Consider the following 17,088-nt stretch of genomic DNA (forward strand, 5'->3'; position numbering starts at 1 on the left):
GTGACCGACGTCGCGACCGAACTCATGGGCGCCGACGCGGTGACTGCCCAGGCGACCTATCAGGCGGTCCTGCGCGATCTTGTCAACAGCTTCGAACTCGACATCGCCTTTCTACGCCACACCGACATCGACGCACGATCGAGTGTGCTGATCGCAGAGTGGCCACCTCGCTCCGACGTCGCCGAACCCGATCCGCTGCAGGTCGTGCGCTTCGACGACGCCGAACCGGTGTTCGCGTCGACCGAGGAGCAGTTCGACGTTCGGGTCATCCGCGCCGGGGACGGCATCGACGACTACCGCAAGCTCGTCGAGTCCGCGTCGGGGTTCGTTGCGGACACTCTCGTCGCGGTCCCGATGGTGGACAACGGAATCACGGTCGGAGTACTCGGATTCGGAACACTGTCCGCACGCGAATGGTTCGACGACGAACTGAACGCGCTGCGCGCCATCGCTGCCCTGATGACGCAGGTACACACCAGGGTGGAAGCCGAGAACCGCTTCCGGTACGCCGCATCGCACGACGAGTTGACCGGACTGTTCAACCGCCGAGCACTACTGGGCTACCTGCGCGAGCGACTCGACGACCGTTCCACGGGCCCGGTCGCGATACTCGCGCTCGACCTCGATCGACTGAAAGCACTGAACGACTTCCTCGGACACCTCGCCGGTGACGAGTACATTCTCGCCATCGCCGACATCCTGCGTGCGGAAATCGGATCCGACGCCGTCGTCGCCAGGTTGGGCGGCGACGAGTTCGTCGTCGTACTTCGGGGTCCGGCCAACTCTCACATGGCGACACTCGCTGCCAAGGCGATCCTCGACGCGACCGGTTCGGTGAGCACCCCAGGTATGGATTCCGTCCGCCGTGCGAGCATCGGCATCTCCGTCGCGCATCCGGGTCGGATCTCCGCCGAGGACGCTCTTCGAGGCGCCGACCAGGCAGCGCTCATCGCAAAAGGCGACAGCGACAACAACATTGCGCAGTTCACCGAGGCGGTCCAACGTCAGAGCGAACTGCGAAGCGACGTCGAGATACACCTGCGCAGTGCCATCGAGAACGACGCACTCGTGCTGTACTTCCAACCGGAACTCGATCTGATGACCGGAGCAATCACGGCCGTCGAAGCTCTCGTTCGCTGGCAGCACCCGATTCGAGGGCTGTTACCGCCGACCGCGTTCATTCCTGTCGCGGAAGCGACCAACCTGGCCCCGCAGCTCGGTCGCTGGGTACTCGAGCACGCGTGCCGAACCTTGGCCGAGTGGCAGGAAGCGGTGCCGGGGCTCGATATCTCGATGAGGGTCAACGTCTCACCCGCGCAACTGGTGTCGACCGACTTCGTGCGCACCGTCGCGGCGATGTTGCGTCGCTATCGGATCGACGCGGCGTCGCTGTGCCTCGAGATCACCGAGGTGGCGGTCGTCAAGGATCTCGACCGAACCAGACGCACCCTCCTCGGGCTGCGACGACACGGGGTCCACGTCGCGATCGACGACTTCGGTACCGGCTACAGCTCGCTGTCGCATCTGAAGGAACTACCGGTCGACGCCCTGAAGATCGACCGCACGTTCGTGACCAACCTCGGGACCGCTGACCGAGACGATCTCGCAATCATCGCGTCGATCGTCGGGTTGGCTGCGTCGTTCGGTCTCGACGTCATCGCCGAGGGAGTCGAAACACGCGACGCCATCGACGTACTCCTCGGCCTCGGCTGCCGACGCGCGCAGGGGTACCTGATCTCCCGGCCGGTCCCGGCGCCCGATGCGCTGGAACTGCTGCGGGGCGGGACCATCGACCTCTGATCGAACGGACGACGGCCGACATCGGGAGTGCTGCTAGAGTGTTTCCTCACGGGCCTTTCGGCCCTCGACGCCGGTGTAGTTCATTGGTAGAACGCGACCTTCCCAAGGTTGAGAGGCGGGTTCGATTCCCGTCACCGGCTCTCTGCACGTGGACCCGCAGGGTTCACAGCTGCGTTACCGTCGCATCCGTTTGTGAACAATCCTGATACATCCCGCGTCTCGTTGAGACAACTCCCGAAGACCGGCCTATCGTAAGAGCGAACCGGGGGAGAATGCTCGAGGGACAGTGTGAACCACCGACTGACGTTGGCCATCTGCGCGGCATCGATCGCGCTGGGTGCGGGTGTCGCCTCGGCCGCACCGGTGGTGCCGACCATTCCCGGACCTCCGCAGTCGAATCATGCCGACGCGATCCGCTATTCGGAACAGCACCCGGGTGCAACACCGCCCGGTGTCAACGACTTCGACTGCGTACCTTCACCGGAGCATCCGAATCCGGTCGTCCTCGTGCACGGCACGGACGCCACTGCGTACGCGGACTGGGCTGGATTCGGACCGGTCCTGCAGGCTCAGGGCTACTGTGCGTATGCACTGAACTATGGACTGTCGCCGGACGGAACCACCTACGGCTACAGCGACATTCGCGGCAGCGCCGAGGAACTGAGCGAATTCACCGAGCAGGTACGCGCATCGACGGGCGCGGAGAAGGTCGACATCGTCGGATACTCCCAGGGCGCTGCGGTGTCCAGGTACTACACGAACGAACTGGGCGGTGCGGCCGTCGTGGACAAATGGATCGGCATCGCGTCTCCGACGTACGGCGGCACTGCATACGGCTTCTCCCCTGCGGTGCAATCGGTTCCGGGCGGCACGACGCTCGTATCGAGCGAATTCGGGCCCGCGCTCGTTCAGCTACTGCAAGGGTCGGAGTTCCTGACCCAGCTGAACGCACACGGTGACACCGTCCCCGGCGTGCAGTACACATCCATCGCGACACGAGTCGACGAAACCATCCAGCCCTACACCAACGCACTGTTCCACGATCCGAACGTGAACAACGTTGTGGTGCAGGATGTCTGCCCGGAGAACAACGTCGCACACTTCACGATCACCTACGATCCGACGGCCCTCGGACTGGCGCTCGCCGCACTCGATCCGGACGCGGGCATCGTCCCCTACTGCGGTCCGGTTCCACTCGGCGCCGGAATCCTGGACGTCATCATCGCGAGCAACTAGAAGCGGCTTTCGAGCCAGTCGACGGCGAACTCGGTGACGGCCCGCGCGTCGACGAGCACACTGTCCGCGTCGCCGATCCTTCCGCGACGGCCGGCGCCCGTGCCGAGGAAGTCCTCGACGACCGTCGCGAAATAGTCGTCGGGCAGACCGTCGACGACGGGTCTCGACGTGTCGAACTCGCTCACCCACTGCCACACCGTGCCACCGTTTTCGCCCAGCAGCGGATACTCGAGCTTCACCCGACGCTTGCCGGGTATGTCGGCGAGCGCCTCGGCATGATGCAGGAGCGTCATCGTGTCGAGCGGAGCCCCGATCATCAACACACGGCCCCCTGCGTCGACCAGTCTCGCCAACGGTGTCCCGACGCCGTAGCCGTCGTCCATCGGGTGCTCGCGTGTCAGTTCGTCGGCTCGAAACCCCAACGCCGACATGGCTGCTCCAGGATTTCGACTGGTGCGTACACCTGGGCGGGTTCGAATGGTCGACGCAAGTATTCCGTGATCTCGCGCCGGCCGCGACGTCGCGGGATCGTACGGCGGAACGTGCGCCCGCAGTTCGTCGACGACACTGCCGTCGGCGTTCCAGACGTCGACGCCGAGTTCCCAATCCTGATACGACACAAGCGTTCCCGACGGTCCCACGACGTCGACTAACGCGTCCACCAGCACATCCGGGCCACCGACGACCGGACCGACTCGCCCGAACGCGGCGTGCACCATGACCACGTCGCCCGCGACCAACCCCAGCTTTGCGGCATCGGCGGCCAGACTCTCGTGCGTGTGTGTCATGCCGACTGAACCACACCGTCCATGCACAGTTGGTAGGCGCGGAGACCGATGAACAATTCCGACGCGTGGATCGGATCGAGGAAGTCCCGACCCGTCAGCTCCCCGATTCGTCGCAGTCGATACAGGACCGTGTTGCGGTGATAGTGCAGCCGCTCGGCGGCGTCGGTCGTCGACCCCTTCGACTGGAACCACGCCTCCAACGTCGCGAGCAGGCTCGACCTCTCCGCGTCGGGCAGATCGAGGAGTTTGCCGAGTATCTGCCGCGCTGCGACGCGTCCGGAATCGGGATTGGCCGCCAGCAGCAGCGGGATCGGAACCGCATCGAAACGCGTCGACGCCGTCTGTTCCACGCGTGCGCACGCACGGGCCAACCGAGCCTGCTCGACGGCGGCAGGAGTATCCGACTGCGACCAGAACATCGCACTGACGCCGATGGTGCCGCTACCCGCGGGGATGGCCCCGATGACGGCATCGAGCGCGACGTCGGAATGCGCGAACAGCAGGCCGAGCACGCCGTCGACCTCGCTGTCCCAGATGGCATCGACACCGGGAGTCGAGATGCCTGAGCACTGCGCCTCGGCAGAGACGACGACGAAACTTCCACGATCGGGAATCCGGAACGCGCGTAGCGCGTCGGTCACCGCTGCCGGATTGGAACCATGGCCTGCGAAGACGGCACGCGCGAGGCGTCGTCGTACATCTGCGTCCTGCTCGGCCCGCGCATCCGTGCTGAGCCGATAGGCTTCCGACGCCGCGTCCGAATAGACGTCGACCAGCGCCCACACCTGCGCCGCCATCTCGAGCAGAGCTCGCGGGTGATCCGCCTCGGACCGTTGCATGAGCTTTTCCCAGATGAGGCGTCCGCCCAATCGAAACGCGTGCAGCAGCGCAGCCAGCGGGACGCCCTGCTCGGCCTTCAACCGACCGGCCGCACGGGCGGACTCCAGATCGATCGGATGCGCGCCCGCGAGATTGGAGATCAATGCCGTCACGTTCGCCAGACATGCTTCGCGAAGCTGCTCCCGAGTCAACGACGTGGACTCGACGTACCCGTGTTCGGCGTCCAGGATGCGGCGGACCAGCTCGTCGGTGAGGGCCTCGACCTCGCCCATCAGAGGTGCGGCGAGTTCGAACGAGCCTGCAACGGCTGGTGCGGTCGTCATGATCCGATGGTAGTTCACCGACTGTTAGCCACGCCACAGCGTCGTTGTGCGACGGCACAACAAGTCGAGAGCGTCCGCCCATGGCGTCGGACGGCGTGCGAGATGACAATCACAGTTCGAGGATCTACGACGGGAGCTGCCTGAATGACCGATCGATCTGCACCTCACCTGCACGTCGCCCAGAGCGCGGAGGCCGAGTCTCATCATGCCGTCGACGCCGCGCTGTCCGATCTCGGCGAGGGCGAGAAGACGTGGGCATCGTTGTCCCTGTCGGACCGAGGTCGTCTGCTGGAGCGCGTTCGTGATCTCACCGTCGCGCACGGCCGGGAGTGGGTCACGGCGGCGTCGACGATCAAGGGGCTCGACGCGTCGTCGCCGCTCGTGGGCGAGGAGTGGATGTCGGGTCCGTACGCGTTCGCCAGTGCTGCGGCCACACTGGTCCACACACTCACCGCGCTCGATTCGGGCACCAGTCCACTCGCGTCCGCGACCTTCGGTTCGGCGCCGGGGAATCGCACGACGGTACAGGTCCTGCCGATGAGCATCTACGATTCGTTGCTGCTCAGCGGCTTTCGAGCCGACGTCTGGCTGAACCCAGGTGTCGACGCCACCGCCGCGACACGGAATGCAGGATTGGCTCAGCTCGACCGGAGTTCCACGAACGGCATCGGTGTCGTTCTCGGCGCAGGCAACATCACGTCGATCGCGCCGCTGGACACACTGTACGAGCTGTTCGCACACAATCGCGTCGTCGCGTTGAAGCTCAACCCCATCACCGATCCGATGCTGCCGGTACTGACCACGGTCCTGGAACCACTGATCGACGTCGGCGCAGTCCGAATCCTCACCGGCGGACCGGAAGTCGGCACGTATCTCGTCCACCACCCGTCGGTCGACCACGTACACATGACAGGTAGCTCCATCACACACGACGCCATCGTCTTCGGACCCGGCGAGACCGGCGCCGAACGCAAGGCGTCGAACGACCCGATCCTGACCAAGCCGATGACCAGCGAACTCGGCGGGGTGTCCCCGACGATCGTGCTGCCCGGAAAGTGGAGCCCCTCGGACATCGAGTTCCAAGCGGAACACATTGCCACACAACGACTCCACAACAGTGGCTACAACTGTGTCGCGGCACAAGTCGTCGTGATCTCGTCATCGTGGCCGCAGCGCGACGAGTTCCTCGCCGCACTGAGAAACGCCTTCGACAAGGCACCGGTGCGTCGCGCGTACTACCCCGGTAGCGACTCCCGCGTGTCCGGAGCGCGGACCAGCTATCCGCGGTCCGAACAACTGTCCGGTGGCCGCGTGCTGATCGGGGACATCGACCCCGGTGACGAAACCGCACTGCTGACCACCGAGTACTTCGCTCCCGTTCTCGGGGTGATCGAACTGCCGTGCACAGGTACGACATTCGCCGAACGCGCCGTCGAGACCGCCAACGACGACTTCGTCGGAACACTCGGCGTCAACATCATCGCGCACCCGTCGACGATCGCCGAACTGGGAGACAAGTTCGAATCCCTTCTCGCCGAGCTTCGCTACGGAACGATCGCCGTCAACGCGTGGACCGGTCTCGGATTCCTCAGCGCCGCAGCGACATGGGGCGCCTTCCCCGGACACACCATCGACGACGTCCAGAGCGGAATCGGCATCGTGCACAACGCATTGTTGATCGACGGCGCCGAACGCACCGTCGTACGCGGGCCGTTCCGCCCTGCGCCGCGGTCGATCGTCAACGGCGAATGGTCGCTGTCGCCCAAACCGCCGTGGTTCGTCACCAACACCACCGCGGCCACGACGGGCAGGCTGTTGACCGGATTCGCCGGAAAGCCTTCGTGGGCAAAGCTTCCCGCGATCTTCGCGTCGGCACTGCGAGGATAGGGGAATACGATGACCAACCCATCGATCGCAGACTACGTCGTCGTAGGGGCCGGTTCGTCTGGCGCCGTTCTCGCGAACCGACTCAGCGCCGACCCGCGCAACAGCGTCGTACTCCTCGAAGCAGGGCCCGAGGACAAGAACAAGTTCGCACACATCCCCGCGGCGTTCTCGAAACTGTTTCGGAGCGAGGTGGATTGGAACTACGACTCGGAACCTCAGCCCGAACTGAAGGGCCGCAGCATCTTCTGGCCACGTGGCAAGATGCTCGGTGGGTCGTCGTCGATGAACGCGATGATGTGGGTGCGCGGCTTCGCGGCCGATTACGACGAGTGGTCGTCGCTCGCCGACTCGTCGTGGTCGTTCGAGAACGTCGTTCCCTACTTCAGGAAGATCGAGAGCATCGAGAATGCAACCGCTCTCGACGCCGGACGCTCGGGCCCGCTTGTCGTGTCGAACCAACGCAGCCCTCGCGCGCTGACGTCGTCGTTCCTCGATGCCGTCCGAGAGGCGGGCTACCCCGTCGAGGCCGCGAACAGGCCGGAGCCGGAAGGCTTTTCACAGACCATGGTCACGCAGAAGCGCGGAGCGCGCTGGAGCACGGCCGACGCGTATCTGAAGCCGATACGAAAACGTGCCAACCTCACCGTTCTGACCGACGCGCAGGCAGTCCGCGTGGTGTTCGAGGGCTCGGCTGCCGTTGGGGTCGAATACGTCTCGGGCGGGAAGACGAGCATCGTCCGCGCCGCTCGCGAGGTGGTTCTCGCCGGTGGCGCCGTCAATTCACCGCAGCTGCTGATGCTGTCCGGCATCGGAGACAAGACGCAGCTCGACGCACACGGCATCGAGGTGCGGCATCACTCCCCGCACGTCGGCAAGAACCTGACGGACCATCTGGCCGCCCTGGTCGGCTGGAGTGTCGAGAAGGATTCCTTGTTCTTCGCCGAGAAGATTCCCGAGTTGATCAACTACCTCACCCGACGACGCGGCATGCTCACCTCCAACGTCGCCGAGGCGTACGGATTCATCAAGAGCCGCGACACCGTCCCGTACCCCGACGTCGAGGTGATCTACGCGCCTGCGCCGTTCTTCGACGAAGGACTCATCGCACCCGACGCGCACGCAGCCGTCATCGGATCGGTGCTGCTCAAGCCCGAGAGTCGCGGTGAGATCACGCTGCGCTCCGCGGACCCCTTCGCCAAGCCGATCATCGAACCGCGATACCTCAGCGATCCCGACGGAGTCGATCGACGCGCCATGATCGAAGGATTGCGCGTGTGCGTGGACATCGCGTCACAGCCAGCGCTGAAAGGACTGCTCGGCGACATCGTCCGACCCTCCCTCGGACCCGACGTCGACGCCGAGCACCTGCTCACCGAAGCGCTCGAGCAGAACGCGCACACCCTCTATCACCCGGTCAGCACCTGCCGGATGGGCAGCGACGCGTCGAGCGTTGTCACCCCCGACCTGCGGGTACGCGGCGTCGACAAGCTGCGGGTCGCGGACGCGTCGATCATGCCCACGATCATCCGCGGACACACTCACGCGCCCAGCGTGCTGATCGGGGAGAAGGCGGCCGACCTGATTCTGAGCGCCCGCTAGCTGGGCCCGGTGGCGACCGGGCGCGATGGGTCGTTGGACCACTGCGACCACGAGCCCGGGTACAGCGCCGCGTCGATACCCGCGATCGCCAGCGCCGCGATCTGGTGAGCGGCGGTAACGCCCGATCCGCAGTAGACGCCGACCTCGTCGCTCACACCGGCGAATCGTGCACGCAACTGCTCGGCGGGGAGGAATCGGCCGTCGGCGTCCAGATTGGCCGACGTCGGCGCACTGACCGCCCCGGGGATGTGCCCGGCGCGGGGGTCGATGGGCTCGGTCTCACCCGTGTAGCGTTCGGCCGCTCGGGCGTCGAGCAATGTTCCCGAAATCGCCAGCGCGGACGCGTCGTCAGCTGTCAGAATCGGAAGGTGGCCTTCGCCGAGTTCGATGTCACCTTCCGTCCGCGCCGTTTCTTCGCCGGACGCGGTGTCGTTGCCGGCCTCGATCCACGCCTTCAGGCCCCCGTCGAGCATGGTGACGTGCTCCACCCCTGCCCACTTCAGCAGCCACCATGCACGAGCTGCAGCCGTGTTGCCCGTGTTGTCGTAGACGACGACGGGAACCCCGACGGTGACGCCCCATCGTCGCGCCGCGGCCTGCAGAGCGTCGATCGACGGCAACGGGTGCCTCCCGAGTTCGGGTGCACCGTGCTCGGCGAGTTCGGTGTCGAGGTCGACGAACACCGCACCGGGAATGTGGGCATCGAGGTAGTGCTGACGGCCTTCGGTATCGCCCAGAGCCCAGCGCACGTCGAGCACCACGGGCGGCACGAGACTTCCGAGTGCGGACTTGACGTCTTCGACCGTGCGGATAGGGCTCATACGACTCCTTGTGGTTGATGTTCGGAGGTGAGCGTAACGATTGGTGGGCCTGGTCTTCCAGTCTCGACCCATCCGACTTCGACGTAGCGGCGAATCACCTACAACGCTCGAGCAAACGCGAGCCAACAAGGGAGAAAAAGATGCTTACGATTCGTAAAGTCATGGCCGCCACCGCAATCGGAGCGATGACACTCGTTCCTCTCGCCGCTTGTTCCAGCGACGACTCGTCGAGCAGCACCAGCTCCACGTCGGCAGCAGCCGAAACCACCGAGGCAACCCCCGCCCCCGTGGCCGAGGTCGACGACCTCTCGGGTGGCGTCAGCACCGCCGTCGCACTCGATCCCGGATTCCTCGGAGCGTTGACGACCCTCGGCCTCACACCGGGAACCATCGGAACCGCAACTCTCGCAGACGGTTCCATCGCATTCCCGATCACCGGCGGAGACGTCAAGTACTGGGAGCCGGGCACCGTCGACCCCTACGTCCAGGGTGAGATCATGCACGACGGCAGCGGACTGTCCCTCACCGCAGGTGACACCGTCGTCGAGCTGACCGACTTCGACATCGATCCGGGCACGTCGCTTCTGGCGGGTACCGTCACGGTCAACGGCTCCGTCGCTGCAGAAGATGCAGTCATCTTCGACCTCGACGGCCGCACGCTGAACCCGCTGGCCACCGGCCCCGACAACACCGCGATCCTGCAGGGCACCCAGGTCAAGATCTCCGAGACCGCTGCCGGCCTGCTGAACGACACGTTCAAGACCGACGCAGTCGCACCCGGCCTGCTGGTGGGCGTTGCCACCATCACCATCGCCACTGCGTAGATGAACACCGACACCGTGCGCAACTCACGGCGCGCACGGTTTCGCAGCCCGCTCCGCGGACCGTGGTTCACCTCGGTCCTCGGAGCGGTTCTGCTCGTCGGGCTTCCGATCGTCATCGTCACCGGACTGCTGTCCTACATGGCGTACGGCCCGCAATTCGGCCAGGCGATCCCCGGTGACGTCGGATGGCTACGTTTACCCCAGTTCGATTGGCCGACCGACCCGGCCTGGCTCTATCGCCTCACACAGGGTCTCCACGTCGGGCTCGGACTGATCCTCGTTCCGATCGTGCTGGCCAAGCTATGGTCGGTCATCCCGAAACTCTTCACGACGCCTCCCGTGCGCTCGATTGCCCAAGCGCTCGAACGCCTTTCGCTGATCGCATTGGTCGGCGGCATTCTGTTCGAGATCGTCACCGGCGTTCTGAACATCCAGTACGACTACATCTTCGGCTTCAGCTTCTACACCGCCCACTACTGGGGTGCATGGGTGTTCATCGCCGGCTTCGTCAGTCACGCAGTTCTCAAGGTGCCGTTGATGATTCGCACCTTGCGCGGCCGTTCGCTGATGCAGGCCCTGCAGGACGGTCAAGAGCAAGGCGATTCCGACCTCATCGCCGAGAACCCGTCGGAGCAGACCATCAGTCGACGGGGTGCCCTCGCGCTCGTGGGCGGTGGAGCAGCCTTCATCGCGCTCCTGACCGTCGGCCAGACGACAGGCGGATTCCTGCGCAACGCAGCAGTTCTCCTACCCCGTGGCCGGTCCTACGGCGACGGCCCCAACGACTTCCAGATCAACCGAACCGCGTCCGCCGCACAGATCACCGACGACGTGACCGGCGCCGACTGGACTCTCGAACTGACAGGAGGTGCATCGCCCGTGTCGTTCACCCGGGATGCCCTCCTGCGGATGGAACAGCACACCGCGGACCTCCCGATCGCCTGCGTCGAAGGCTGGTCGACGGTGCAGACCTGGACCGGTGTGCGCCTTCGTGATCTGGCTGCGGTCGCCGGTGTGCCCGAGCCGACGTCCGCGCAGGTCACCTCCCTGGAGCAGAACGGGCCGTTCCGGCAGGCGATACTGCAGTCCAACCAGGTGCTGCATTCGGATTCGTTGCTGGCGCTGCAGGTCAACGGCGCCGACCTGTCGCCCGACCACGGCTATCCAGCCCGCATCATCGTCCCGGCGATGCCCGGTGTGCACAACACCAAGTGGGTTGCGACGATCGAGTTCAGGACGAGCTGATGAAGCGATTCGTCCGTTTCTACGGTGCTCACCCATTACACCTGCTCGTGATGGGTTTGGCGTTCGCGCTCATGGGATATGTGGTGTGGGTGGCAGGCATACGGACGTTCTGGAATCAGGACGTCTGGTGGCAGTCGATCGCAGTCTGGTTCGCAGGGGCTGTCATCGTCCACGATCTCGTGCTGTTTCCGCTGTACTCACTCGTGGATCGATCCTTGATCTCCGTGCGCACCAGGAGGGTTCGGTGGCGGGTATCACCGCTCAACTACATCCGAATCCCCTTGATTGGCAGCGCCCTGACGTTCGTCCTGTTCCTGCCCGGAATCATCGAGCAGGGCGCGGAAACCTACGTCACGGCAACAGGTCTCACCCAGGAACCGTTCCTCGGCCGTTGGCTCGTACTGACGGCATGCTTGTTCGGCGTCAGCGCACTCGCCTACGCACTCCGTTTCGCAACCACCAGGAGATCGACATGACCGTGACAGCCGACGAGCTGTTTCGCCGGGTCTCCTCCGGCCTCCCCTGTTGGATGGGGCATTCCGACGGCACTCGTGAACCGCTCCCCATCGCCCGCTGGATGGGTGGGGAGGCGTCGAGCATCGAGGACCGCGTCGCGGACAACGGAATGATCGCGCAGTGCAGCGGGCCCACTCTCGACCTCGGTTGCGGCCCAGGGCGTCTCACCGAAAGGCTTGCACGACGCGGCATCTCGGCTCTTGGCGTCGACACCTCTCGTGAAGCCGTCGACCTGACCGTCGGACGAGGTGGTCGCGCGGTGCTGCGAGATCTGTTCGAGCCGTTGCCCGACGTCGGCGAATGGGCGTGCGTTCTCCTCGCCGACGGCAACATCGGCATCGGCGGAGACCCAGTGCGGCTTCTGCGTCGAGCTGCCGAACTGATCCGACCCGACGGCGTCATCATCGCCGAGGTCGACGCGCCCGGCCGCGAGGGCGTGACGCATCGAACCGTGCGCTGGGAGACCGACACGATGGTCGGCGACTGGTTCGCGTGGGCGAGCGTCAGCGCGGACGCGACGGTCGATCTGGCACGCACGGCGGGCTTACGCGTCGTCGATATCGCGTCTTTTCACGGTCGGTATTTTGCGCGCATGCGCTCCGCACCCGTGAGTGGATAGTGTGTGCCTGGCCCAACCATGCGCGCACGGGCGCGAAGCGCACTACCAATTCGTGAACAACAGGTGATTGATCAGCAACGCCGCCACGACCTGCAACGCCAGCCAGAACTTGTGCGTCCGGGCAGGAAGTACCGCGGGCGCGATCAGCATCCACATCGCGAACGGCAGCCAGATGCGTTCGGTCTCGGCCTTGCTGAGCTGACTCAGATCCGCCATGACGACTGCTGCCAGCCCTGCCAGGACAAGCAGATTCACCGGTTGCAGCCGGGTGAAGATGCGCGGGAACGCGGCAGGTACGGCGAGCCCGAGTGCGCAGAACAACGCCGCGAAATTGGCCCAGCCCCAGTACGCGAACGGCCGATCCGTCGCGATGCCCTGGTAGTAGCGTTCCTGGACCAGCTCGTAGCCGTCGAACCACCAGAATCCGTACGCGGTGAAGATCGCCACGACGACGAGAGCGCCTGCAACAGCGCCGATCAACGGCCACGCGGTGCGTGCAGCGATCAAGACCGCGATCGCAGGCAGGCCCATCAACACGAGCCCGTAGTTGAGGTAGATCCCGAACCCGAGCAACAGACCGGCCGCGACGGACGCGGGCCAGCGATACTGCCTCGTCGAGATCGCAAGCAGCGCAATGCCCCACGCGACGACGCCCGCATAGAACGCGTCCGCGGACACAGCGAGCCAGATCGCGGCGGGTGCGATCGCCACGAAAGGCGCTGCCCGACGCGCCATCGTCTCGTCACCGAGCGCCTTCAGGGTCACCATGACCGCGACGGCCGCGCTGGTTCCGACGAGCACGCACAGCGCTGCCGCCCAGGCGCCGCCGCTCAGACCGAGCCTGTCGAGCCACACGAAGGACAGCAGCGCGCCCGGCGGATGACCGGAGACGTGCGTCGTCCACGAGTCGGCTTGGTAGTCGAGTATGCGATCGGAGAAGCCGCGCAACGTCTCCGGGATGTCGGTGATACCGGGGACCTCGTGCAGATACTCGTCGGTCGACGCGAGACGATCCACGAATCCGCGACGCCACCCGTCGATCATCGCGAGCGAGAAGGTCCACGCGCCCGACGCGGCCCACGTCGTCAGCAGCAGCTTGCGCCACGGCAACCGTCGCGCAATGTCCGGCCCCCACAGAACCGACGCGAGGCCGATCAGGATCGCGAACGGTGTACCCCACCCGAAGTGGATCTCGCGGAACCCGAAAAGCGGTGCCGCGTCGGCAAAATCACGGACCTGCTGCGGCGTCCTGTTGATGATCGGGGTGATCAGCTCGTTTCCCAGGTACGGGACGACGAACGCCACGGCGACGAGCAGGGCAGCAAGGACAGCCGCGACGGATTCTCTCCAGTACCGGATAGCGTTCACCTAACGTTTGTGCGAATGCATCGTTGCGCTCAGCATAGAAGAGGATGGAAGAGGGAACCATGACAACCAGTCACCGCCCGGAGATCGCCGTCATCGGTGGCAGCGGTTTCTACTCGTTCTTCTCGGACGACGCCGAATCCGTCGTGCTCGATACCCCGTACGGGTCGACGAGCGGGCCGATCACCGTCGGCGATGTCGGCGGCCGTAGCGTCGCGTTCCTGCCCCGGCACGGAACGGCCCACGAGTACTCCCCACACACGCTTCCGTATCGCGCGAACATGTGGGCGCTGCGGATGCTCGGCGTGCAGCGGGTGTTCGCACCGTGTGCAGTCGGCAGTCTCGTCGTCGAGTACGGGCCCGGGACGTTCGTCGTTCCCGATCAACTGGTCGACCGGACGTCGGGACGCGTGCAGACGTACTTCGATCAGGGCGGTGTGCACGTCGAATTCGCCGATCCCTACTGCTCGGAGCTTCGTGGTGCTGCGTTGCAGGACGGTGTCGTCGACGGCGGCACGATGGTCGTCGTCGAAGGCCCCCGGTTCTCCACGCGTGCGGAAAGCCAGTGGTACGCGCGGCAGGGATGGACGCTCGTCAACATGACGGGCCACCCCGAAGCCGTGCTCGCTCGCGAGCTCGAACTGTGCTACACCCCTATCGCATTGGTCACCGACCTCGACGCGGGAATCGAAGCGGGACAGGGCGTTCGAGCGGTCGACGTGTTCGCCGAGTTCGCGCGCAACATCGAACCGCTGAAGAAGCTCGTACGCGACGCCATCGGAGCGGCGCCGAGCGGCCCTTGTTCGTCGTGCCGCATCCACGACGGCGCCGACCTTCCGATCGAGCTACCATGACCCGCGTACTCCTCACCGGCGCAGCCGGTTTCATCGGCGGACACATCCTCGAGGCCCTGAAGACCGAGTACGACGTCGTCGCCACGGATGCGTTTCTGTCGTCGGCGCACGGATCTTCGGCCGGAGTCGACGGCATCGATGTTCTCGACGTTCGAGATGCCGACGCTGTGGCCTCGTCACTGAAGGGTGTCGACGTCGTCTGCCACCAGGCTGCGGTCGTCGGCGCGGGCGTGAATGCGTCCGACGCCCCTGCCTATGCCAGCCACAACGACTTCGGCACAGCAGTTCTCCTTGCTGCGATGGCCGACGCCGGCTGCTCGCGGCTGGTGCTGGCGTCGTCGATGGTGGTGTACGGCGAAGGCCGCTATCGCACCCAGGACGGCCGGGTCGTCGTTCCCGGTCCGCGGTCGCGATCGGATCTCGACGCAGGCCGCTTCGACAACACCGATCCCGACACCGGCGAGGTTCTGGATTGGACTCTCGTCGGCGAGGATTCACCGTTGCAGCCGCGAAGCACCTATGCGGCAAGCAAACTCGCACAGGAGAATTACGCGTTGGCGTGGTCCCTCGCGACGGGTGGTTCGGTCACCGCGCTGCGCTACCACAACGTCTACGGGCCGCATATGCCGCGGAACACCCCGTATTCCGGTGTGGCAGCGATGTTCCGGTCGTCACTGGAAGCCGGGCGCGCGCCGCAGGTGTACGAAGACGGCAGGCAGGCACGGGATTTCGTCCACGTCGGCGATATAGCCGCGGCGAACGTGCTGTCCGTATCGGCCGCGCTGCCGGGCTTCGCTGCGTTGAATGTGTCCTCGGGTTCGCCGATCACGATCGGCGAGGTCGCGAGCGCTTTGGCCGACGCCTGCGGAGGCCCTGCACCGGAGGTGACCGGGCAGTACCGGTCCGGCGACGTGCGGCACATTGTCGCCAGCCCGGAGCTCGCGCGCGAACTGATCGGATTCGAGGCCAGTGTCTCGCCACTCGACGGGCTTCGCGAATTCGCGACTGCCCCACTGCGCGATGCGGAAGGTACAGGGGCACCGCGTGTCTGACGTCACCGTGATCATCCCGTGCATGAACGAATCAGGTTCTCTGCCTGGTGTTCTTGCCCTGATGCCCGACGGCTACAGGGTCATCGTCGTGGACAACAATTCGACGGACGACACAGCATCCGTTGCCGAGGCTCACGGCGCGACGGTCGTTCGAGAAACAGTGCCGGGTTACGGCTCTGCCGTTCATGCGGGAGTCCTTGCGGCCGAGACCGATATCGTATGCGTCCTCGACGGCGACGGATCGATGGACCCTCGGGAACTGCCGATGCTCGTCGACGCCTTGGCCGGTGCCGACCTCGCGGTGGGGCGTCGGAGATCCGGGAATTCGCCGTTGCATGCACGACTCGGCAATGCCGTTCTGTCACTGAGGCTTCGAACCAAGTACAAACTCCCGGTGCACGATCTGGGAGCGATCCGCGCGGTGCGCAGACAAGCACTGCTCGACCTGAACGTCACCGACCGTCGTTCCGGATATCCGTTGCAGCTACTCGTGCTCGCGTCGAAGGCCGGATGGCGCGTCGTCGAACGCGATGTCACGTACAGCCCGCGTACCGCCGGGACGTCGAAGGTGTCCGGTTCCGTCAAGGGCACCGTCGTCGCGGTGCGGGATTTCTGGAAGGTGCTCTCGACATGAAGGTCACTGCGCTCGTCGTCGCCAAGGCTCCCGTGCCCGGGCTCGCGAAGACGCGACTCGCTGCCACCGTCGGCGACGACGCAGCCGCGGACATCGCGGCCGCAGCGCTCCTCGACACTCTCGACGCGGTTGCCTCGGCCGACTTCGCGCACTGCATCGTCGCGATGACAGGCGATCTCGGCCTGGCCGCGCGTCGGGACGAGATTGCTGCGAGATTGGCGTCGTACACCGTTGTTCGCCAGCGCGGCGACGGGTTCGCCGAGCGTCTGGTGCATGCGCACGTCGATGCGGCGGCCGTCGGGCATCCGGTGTTCCAGATCGGGATGGATACGCCGCAGGTGACGCCGGAGCTGCTGAATGCGTCGGCGTCGTTGCTGACGGGCGAGCGATCGGTGCTGGGCATGGCCGAGGACGGCGGCTGGTGGGCGCTGGGCATTCCTGATCCCTCGTTGGCGTCGGCGCTGCTGACGGTGCCGATGTCCACACCCGACACCGGCGCCGCCACACTCGCGGCGCTGTGCGCGCGGTCGGCGGAGGTGGTGCTGCTCGAGACGCTGCGGGACGTCGATCATGCGTCCGATGTCGCGGCCGTCGCGGCTGTGTGTCGGCCGGGGAGCCGCTTCGCTCATGTGAGTGAAAATGTATAGAGGACTACACATTTTCACTCACGAGGGGCACCATAAGG

At 65.3% G+C, this 17,088-nt stretch carries 16 protein-coding genes and 1 tRNA gene; 13 read left to right on the plus strand and 4 right to left on the minus strand.

Going from position 1 to position 17,088, the window contains the following annotated elements; genetic code table 11:
• From CHB96_RS14840 to CHB96_RS14850, 3 genes are all read left to right on the plus strand, one after another.
• Positions 1-1,800 carry a putative bifunctional diguanylate cyclase/phosphodiesterase gene (locus CHB96_RS14840; RefSeq protein ID WP_245865721.1) on the plus strand — a complete coding sequence of 600 codons (1,800 nt, stop codon included), beginning with the start codon at positions 1-3 and terminating at the stop codon, positions 1,798-1,800.
• 69 nt (positions 1,801-1,869) lie between these two features.
• Positions 1,870-1,940, plus strand: a tRNA-Gly gene (locus CHB96_RS14845).
• A gap of 148 nt (positions 1,941-2,088) precedes the next feature.
• On the plus strand, positions 2,089-3,036 hold the full coding sequence (locus CHB96_RS14850; protein ID WP_089247510.1) for an esterase/lipase family protein: 948 nt from the start codon (positions 2,089-2,091) through the stop codon (positions 3,034-3,036).
• Here the strand turns inward: CHB96_RS14850 and aac(3) are convergent.
• Positions 3,033-3,824, minus strand: coding sequence for an aminoglycoside 3-N-acetyltransferase (gene aac(3), locus CHB96_RS14855; RefSeq protein ID WP_089247512.1), 792 nt, complete (start codon positions 3,822-3,824; stop codon positions 3,033-3,035). The genes CHB96_RS14850 and aac(3) overlap by 4 nt on opposite strands.
• Positions 3,821-4,987, minus strand: coding sequence for a PucR family transcriptional regulator (locus tag CHB96_RS14860; protein WP_089247832.1), 1,167 nt, complete (start codon positions 4,985-4,987; stop codon positions 3,821-3,823). The genes aac(3) and CHB96_RS14860 overlap by 4 nt, the downstream gene beginning before the upstream one ends.
• A gap of 144 nt (positions 4,988-5,131) precedes the next feature.
• Between CHB96_RS14860 and CHB96_RS14865 the strand changes: the two genes are divergently transcribed.
• Positions 5,132-6,874 carry an aldehyde dehydrogenase family protein gene (locus CHB96_RS14865; protein WP_089247514.1) on the plus strand — a complete coding sequence of 581 codons (1,743 nt, stop codon included), beginning with the start codon at positions 5,132-5,134 and terminating at the stop codon, positions 6,872-6,874.
• 9 nt (positions 6,875-6,883) lie between these two features.
• Positions 6,884-8,473: a GMC family oxidoreductase gene (locus tag CHB96_RS14870; protein ID WP_089247516.1), complete on the plus strand. Its 1,590-nt coding sequence runs from the start codon at positions 6,884-6,886 to the stop codon at positions 8,471-8,473.
• On the opposite strand, the gene CHB96_RS14875 is transcribed toward CHB96_RS14870, so the two are convergent.
• Positions 8,470-9,294 (minus strand): sulfurtransferase, encoded by an 825-nt coding sequence (locus tag CHB96_RS14875; RefSeq protein WP_089247518.1) that lies wholly within the window; start codon positions 9,292-9,294, stop codon positions 8,470-8,472. The two genes, CHB96_RS14870 and CHB96_RS14875, sit on opposite strands and share 4 nt — an antisense overlap.
• A 140-nt stretch (positions 9,295-9,434) precedes the next feature.
• Here CHB96_RS14875 and CHB96_RS14880 point away from each other — a divergent pair, with 140 nt between their 5' ends.
• From CHB96_RS14880 to CHB96_RS14895, 4 genes are read left to right on the plus strand one after another with little or no spacing between them, the layout of a single operon-like run.
• A complete protein-coding gene (locus tag CHB96_RS14880; RefSeq protein WP_089247520.1) occupies positions 9,435-10,118 on the plus strand; it encodes a hypothetical protein in 684 nt (227 codons plus the stop codon).
• The gene (locus CHB96_RS14885; protein WP_089247522.1) at positions 10,119-11,363 is read left to right on the plus strand and encodes a molybdopterin-dependent oxidoreductase; all 1,245 of its coding nucleotides are present in this window, start codon (positions 10,119-10,121) and stop codon (positions 11,361-11,363) included.
• Entirely contained in the window at positions 11,363-11,839 is a 477-nt protein-coding gene (locus CHB96_RS14890) for a hypothetical protein (RefSeq protein ID WP_089247524.1), read from the plus strand. Before CHB96_RS14885 ends, CHB96_RS14890 begins: the two co-directional genes overlap by 1 nt.
• Positions 11,836-12,498: a class I SAM-dependent DNA methyltransferase gene (locus tag CHB96_RS14895; protein WP_089247526.1), complete on the plus strand. Its 663-nt coding sequence runs from the start codon at positions 11,836-11,838 to the stop codon at positions 12,496-12,498. Before CHB96_RS14890 ends, CHB96_RS14895 begins: the two co-directional genes overlap by 4 nt.
• Before the next feature lie 42 nt (positions 12,499-12,540).
• Here the strand turns inward: CHB96_RS14895 and CHB96_RS14900 are convergent, their stop codons facing one another.
• A complete protein-coding gene (locus CHB96_RS14900) occupies positions 12,541-13,866 on the minus strand; it encodes a hypothetical protein (RefSeq protein WP_245865724.1) in 1,326 nt (441 codons plus the stop codon).
• A gap of 59 nt (positions 13,867-13,925) precedes the next feature.
• Here CHB96_RS14900 and CHB96_RS14905 point away from each other — a divergent pair, with 59 nt between their 5' ends.
• From CHB96_RS14905 to CHB96_RS14920, 4 genes are read left to right on the plus strand one after another with little or no spacing between them, the layout of a single operon-like run.
• Entirely contained in the window at positions 13,926-14,717 is a 792-nt protein-coding gene (locus CHB96_RS14905) for an S-methyl-5'-thioadenosine phosphorylase (RefSeq protein WP_089247835.1), read from the plus strand.
• Entirely contained in the window at positions 14,714-15,769 is a 1,056-nt protein-coding gene (locus CHB96_RS14910; RefSeq protein ID WP_089247528.1) for an NAD-dependent epimerase/dehydratase family protein, read from the plus strand. Before CHB96_RS14905 ends, CHB96_RS14910 begins: the two co-directional genes overlap by 4 nt.
• On the plus strand, positions 15,738-16,403 hold the full coding sequence (locus CHB96_RS14915; protein ID WP_089247530.1) for a glycosyltransferase family 2 protein: 666 nt from the start codon (positions 15,738-15,740) through the stop codon (positions 16,401-16,403). Before CHB96_RS14910 ends, CHB96_RS14915 begins: the two co-directional genes overlap by 32 nt.
• Positions 16,400-17,050, plus strand: coding sequence for a TIGR04282 family arsenosugar biosynthesis glycosyltransferase (locus CHB96_RS14920; protein ID WP_089247532.1), 651 nt, complete (start codon positions 16,400-16,402; stop codon positions 17,048-17,050). Before CHB96_RS14915 ends, CHB96_RS14920 begins: the two co-directional genes overlap by 4 nt.
• Positions 17,051-17,088: the final 38 nt, after the last annotated feature.

It is taken from the genome of Rhodococcoides kyotonense (assembly GCF_900188125.1).
GTDB classification, from domain to species: Bacteria; Actinomycetota; Actinomycetes; order Mycobacteriales; family Mycobacteriaceae; genus Rhodococcoides; species Rhodococcoides kyotonense.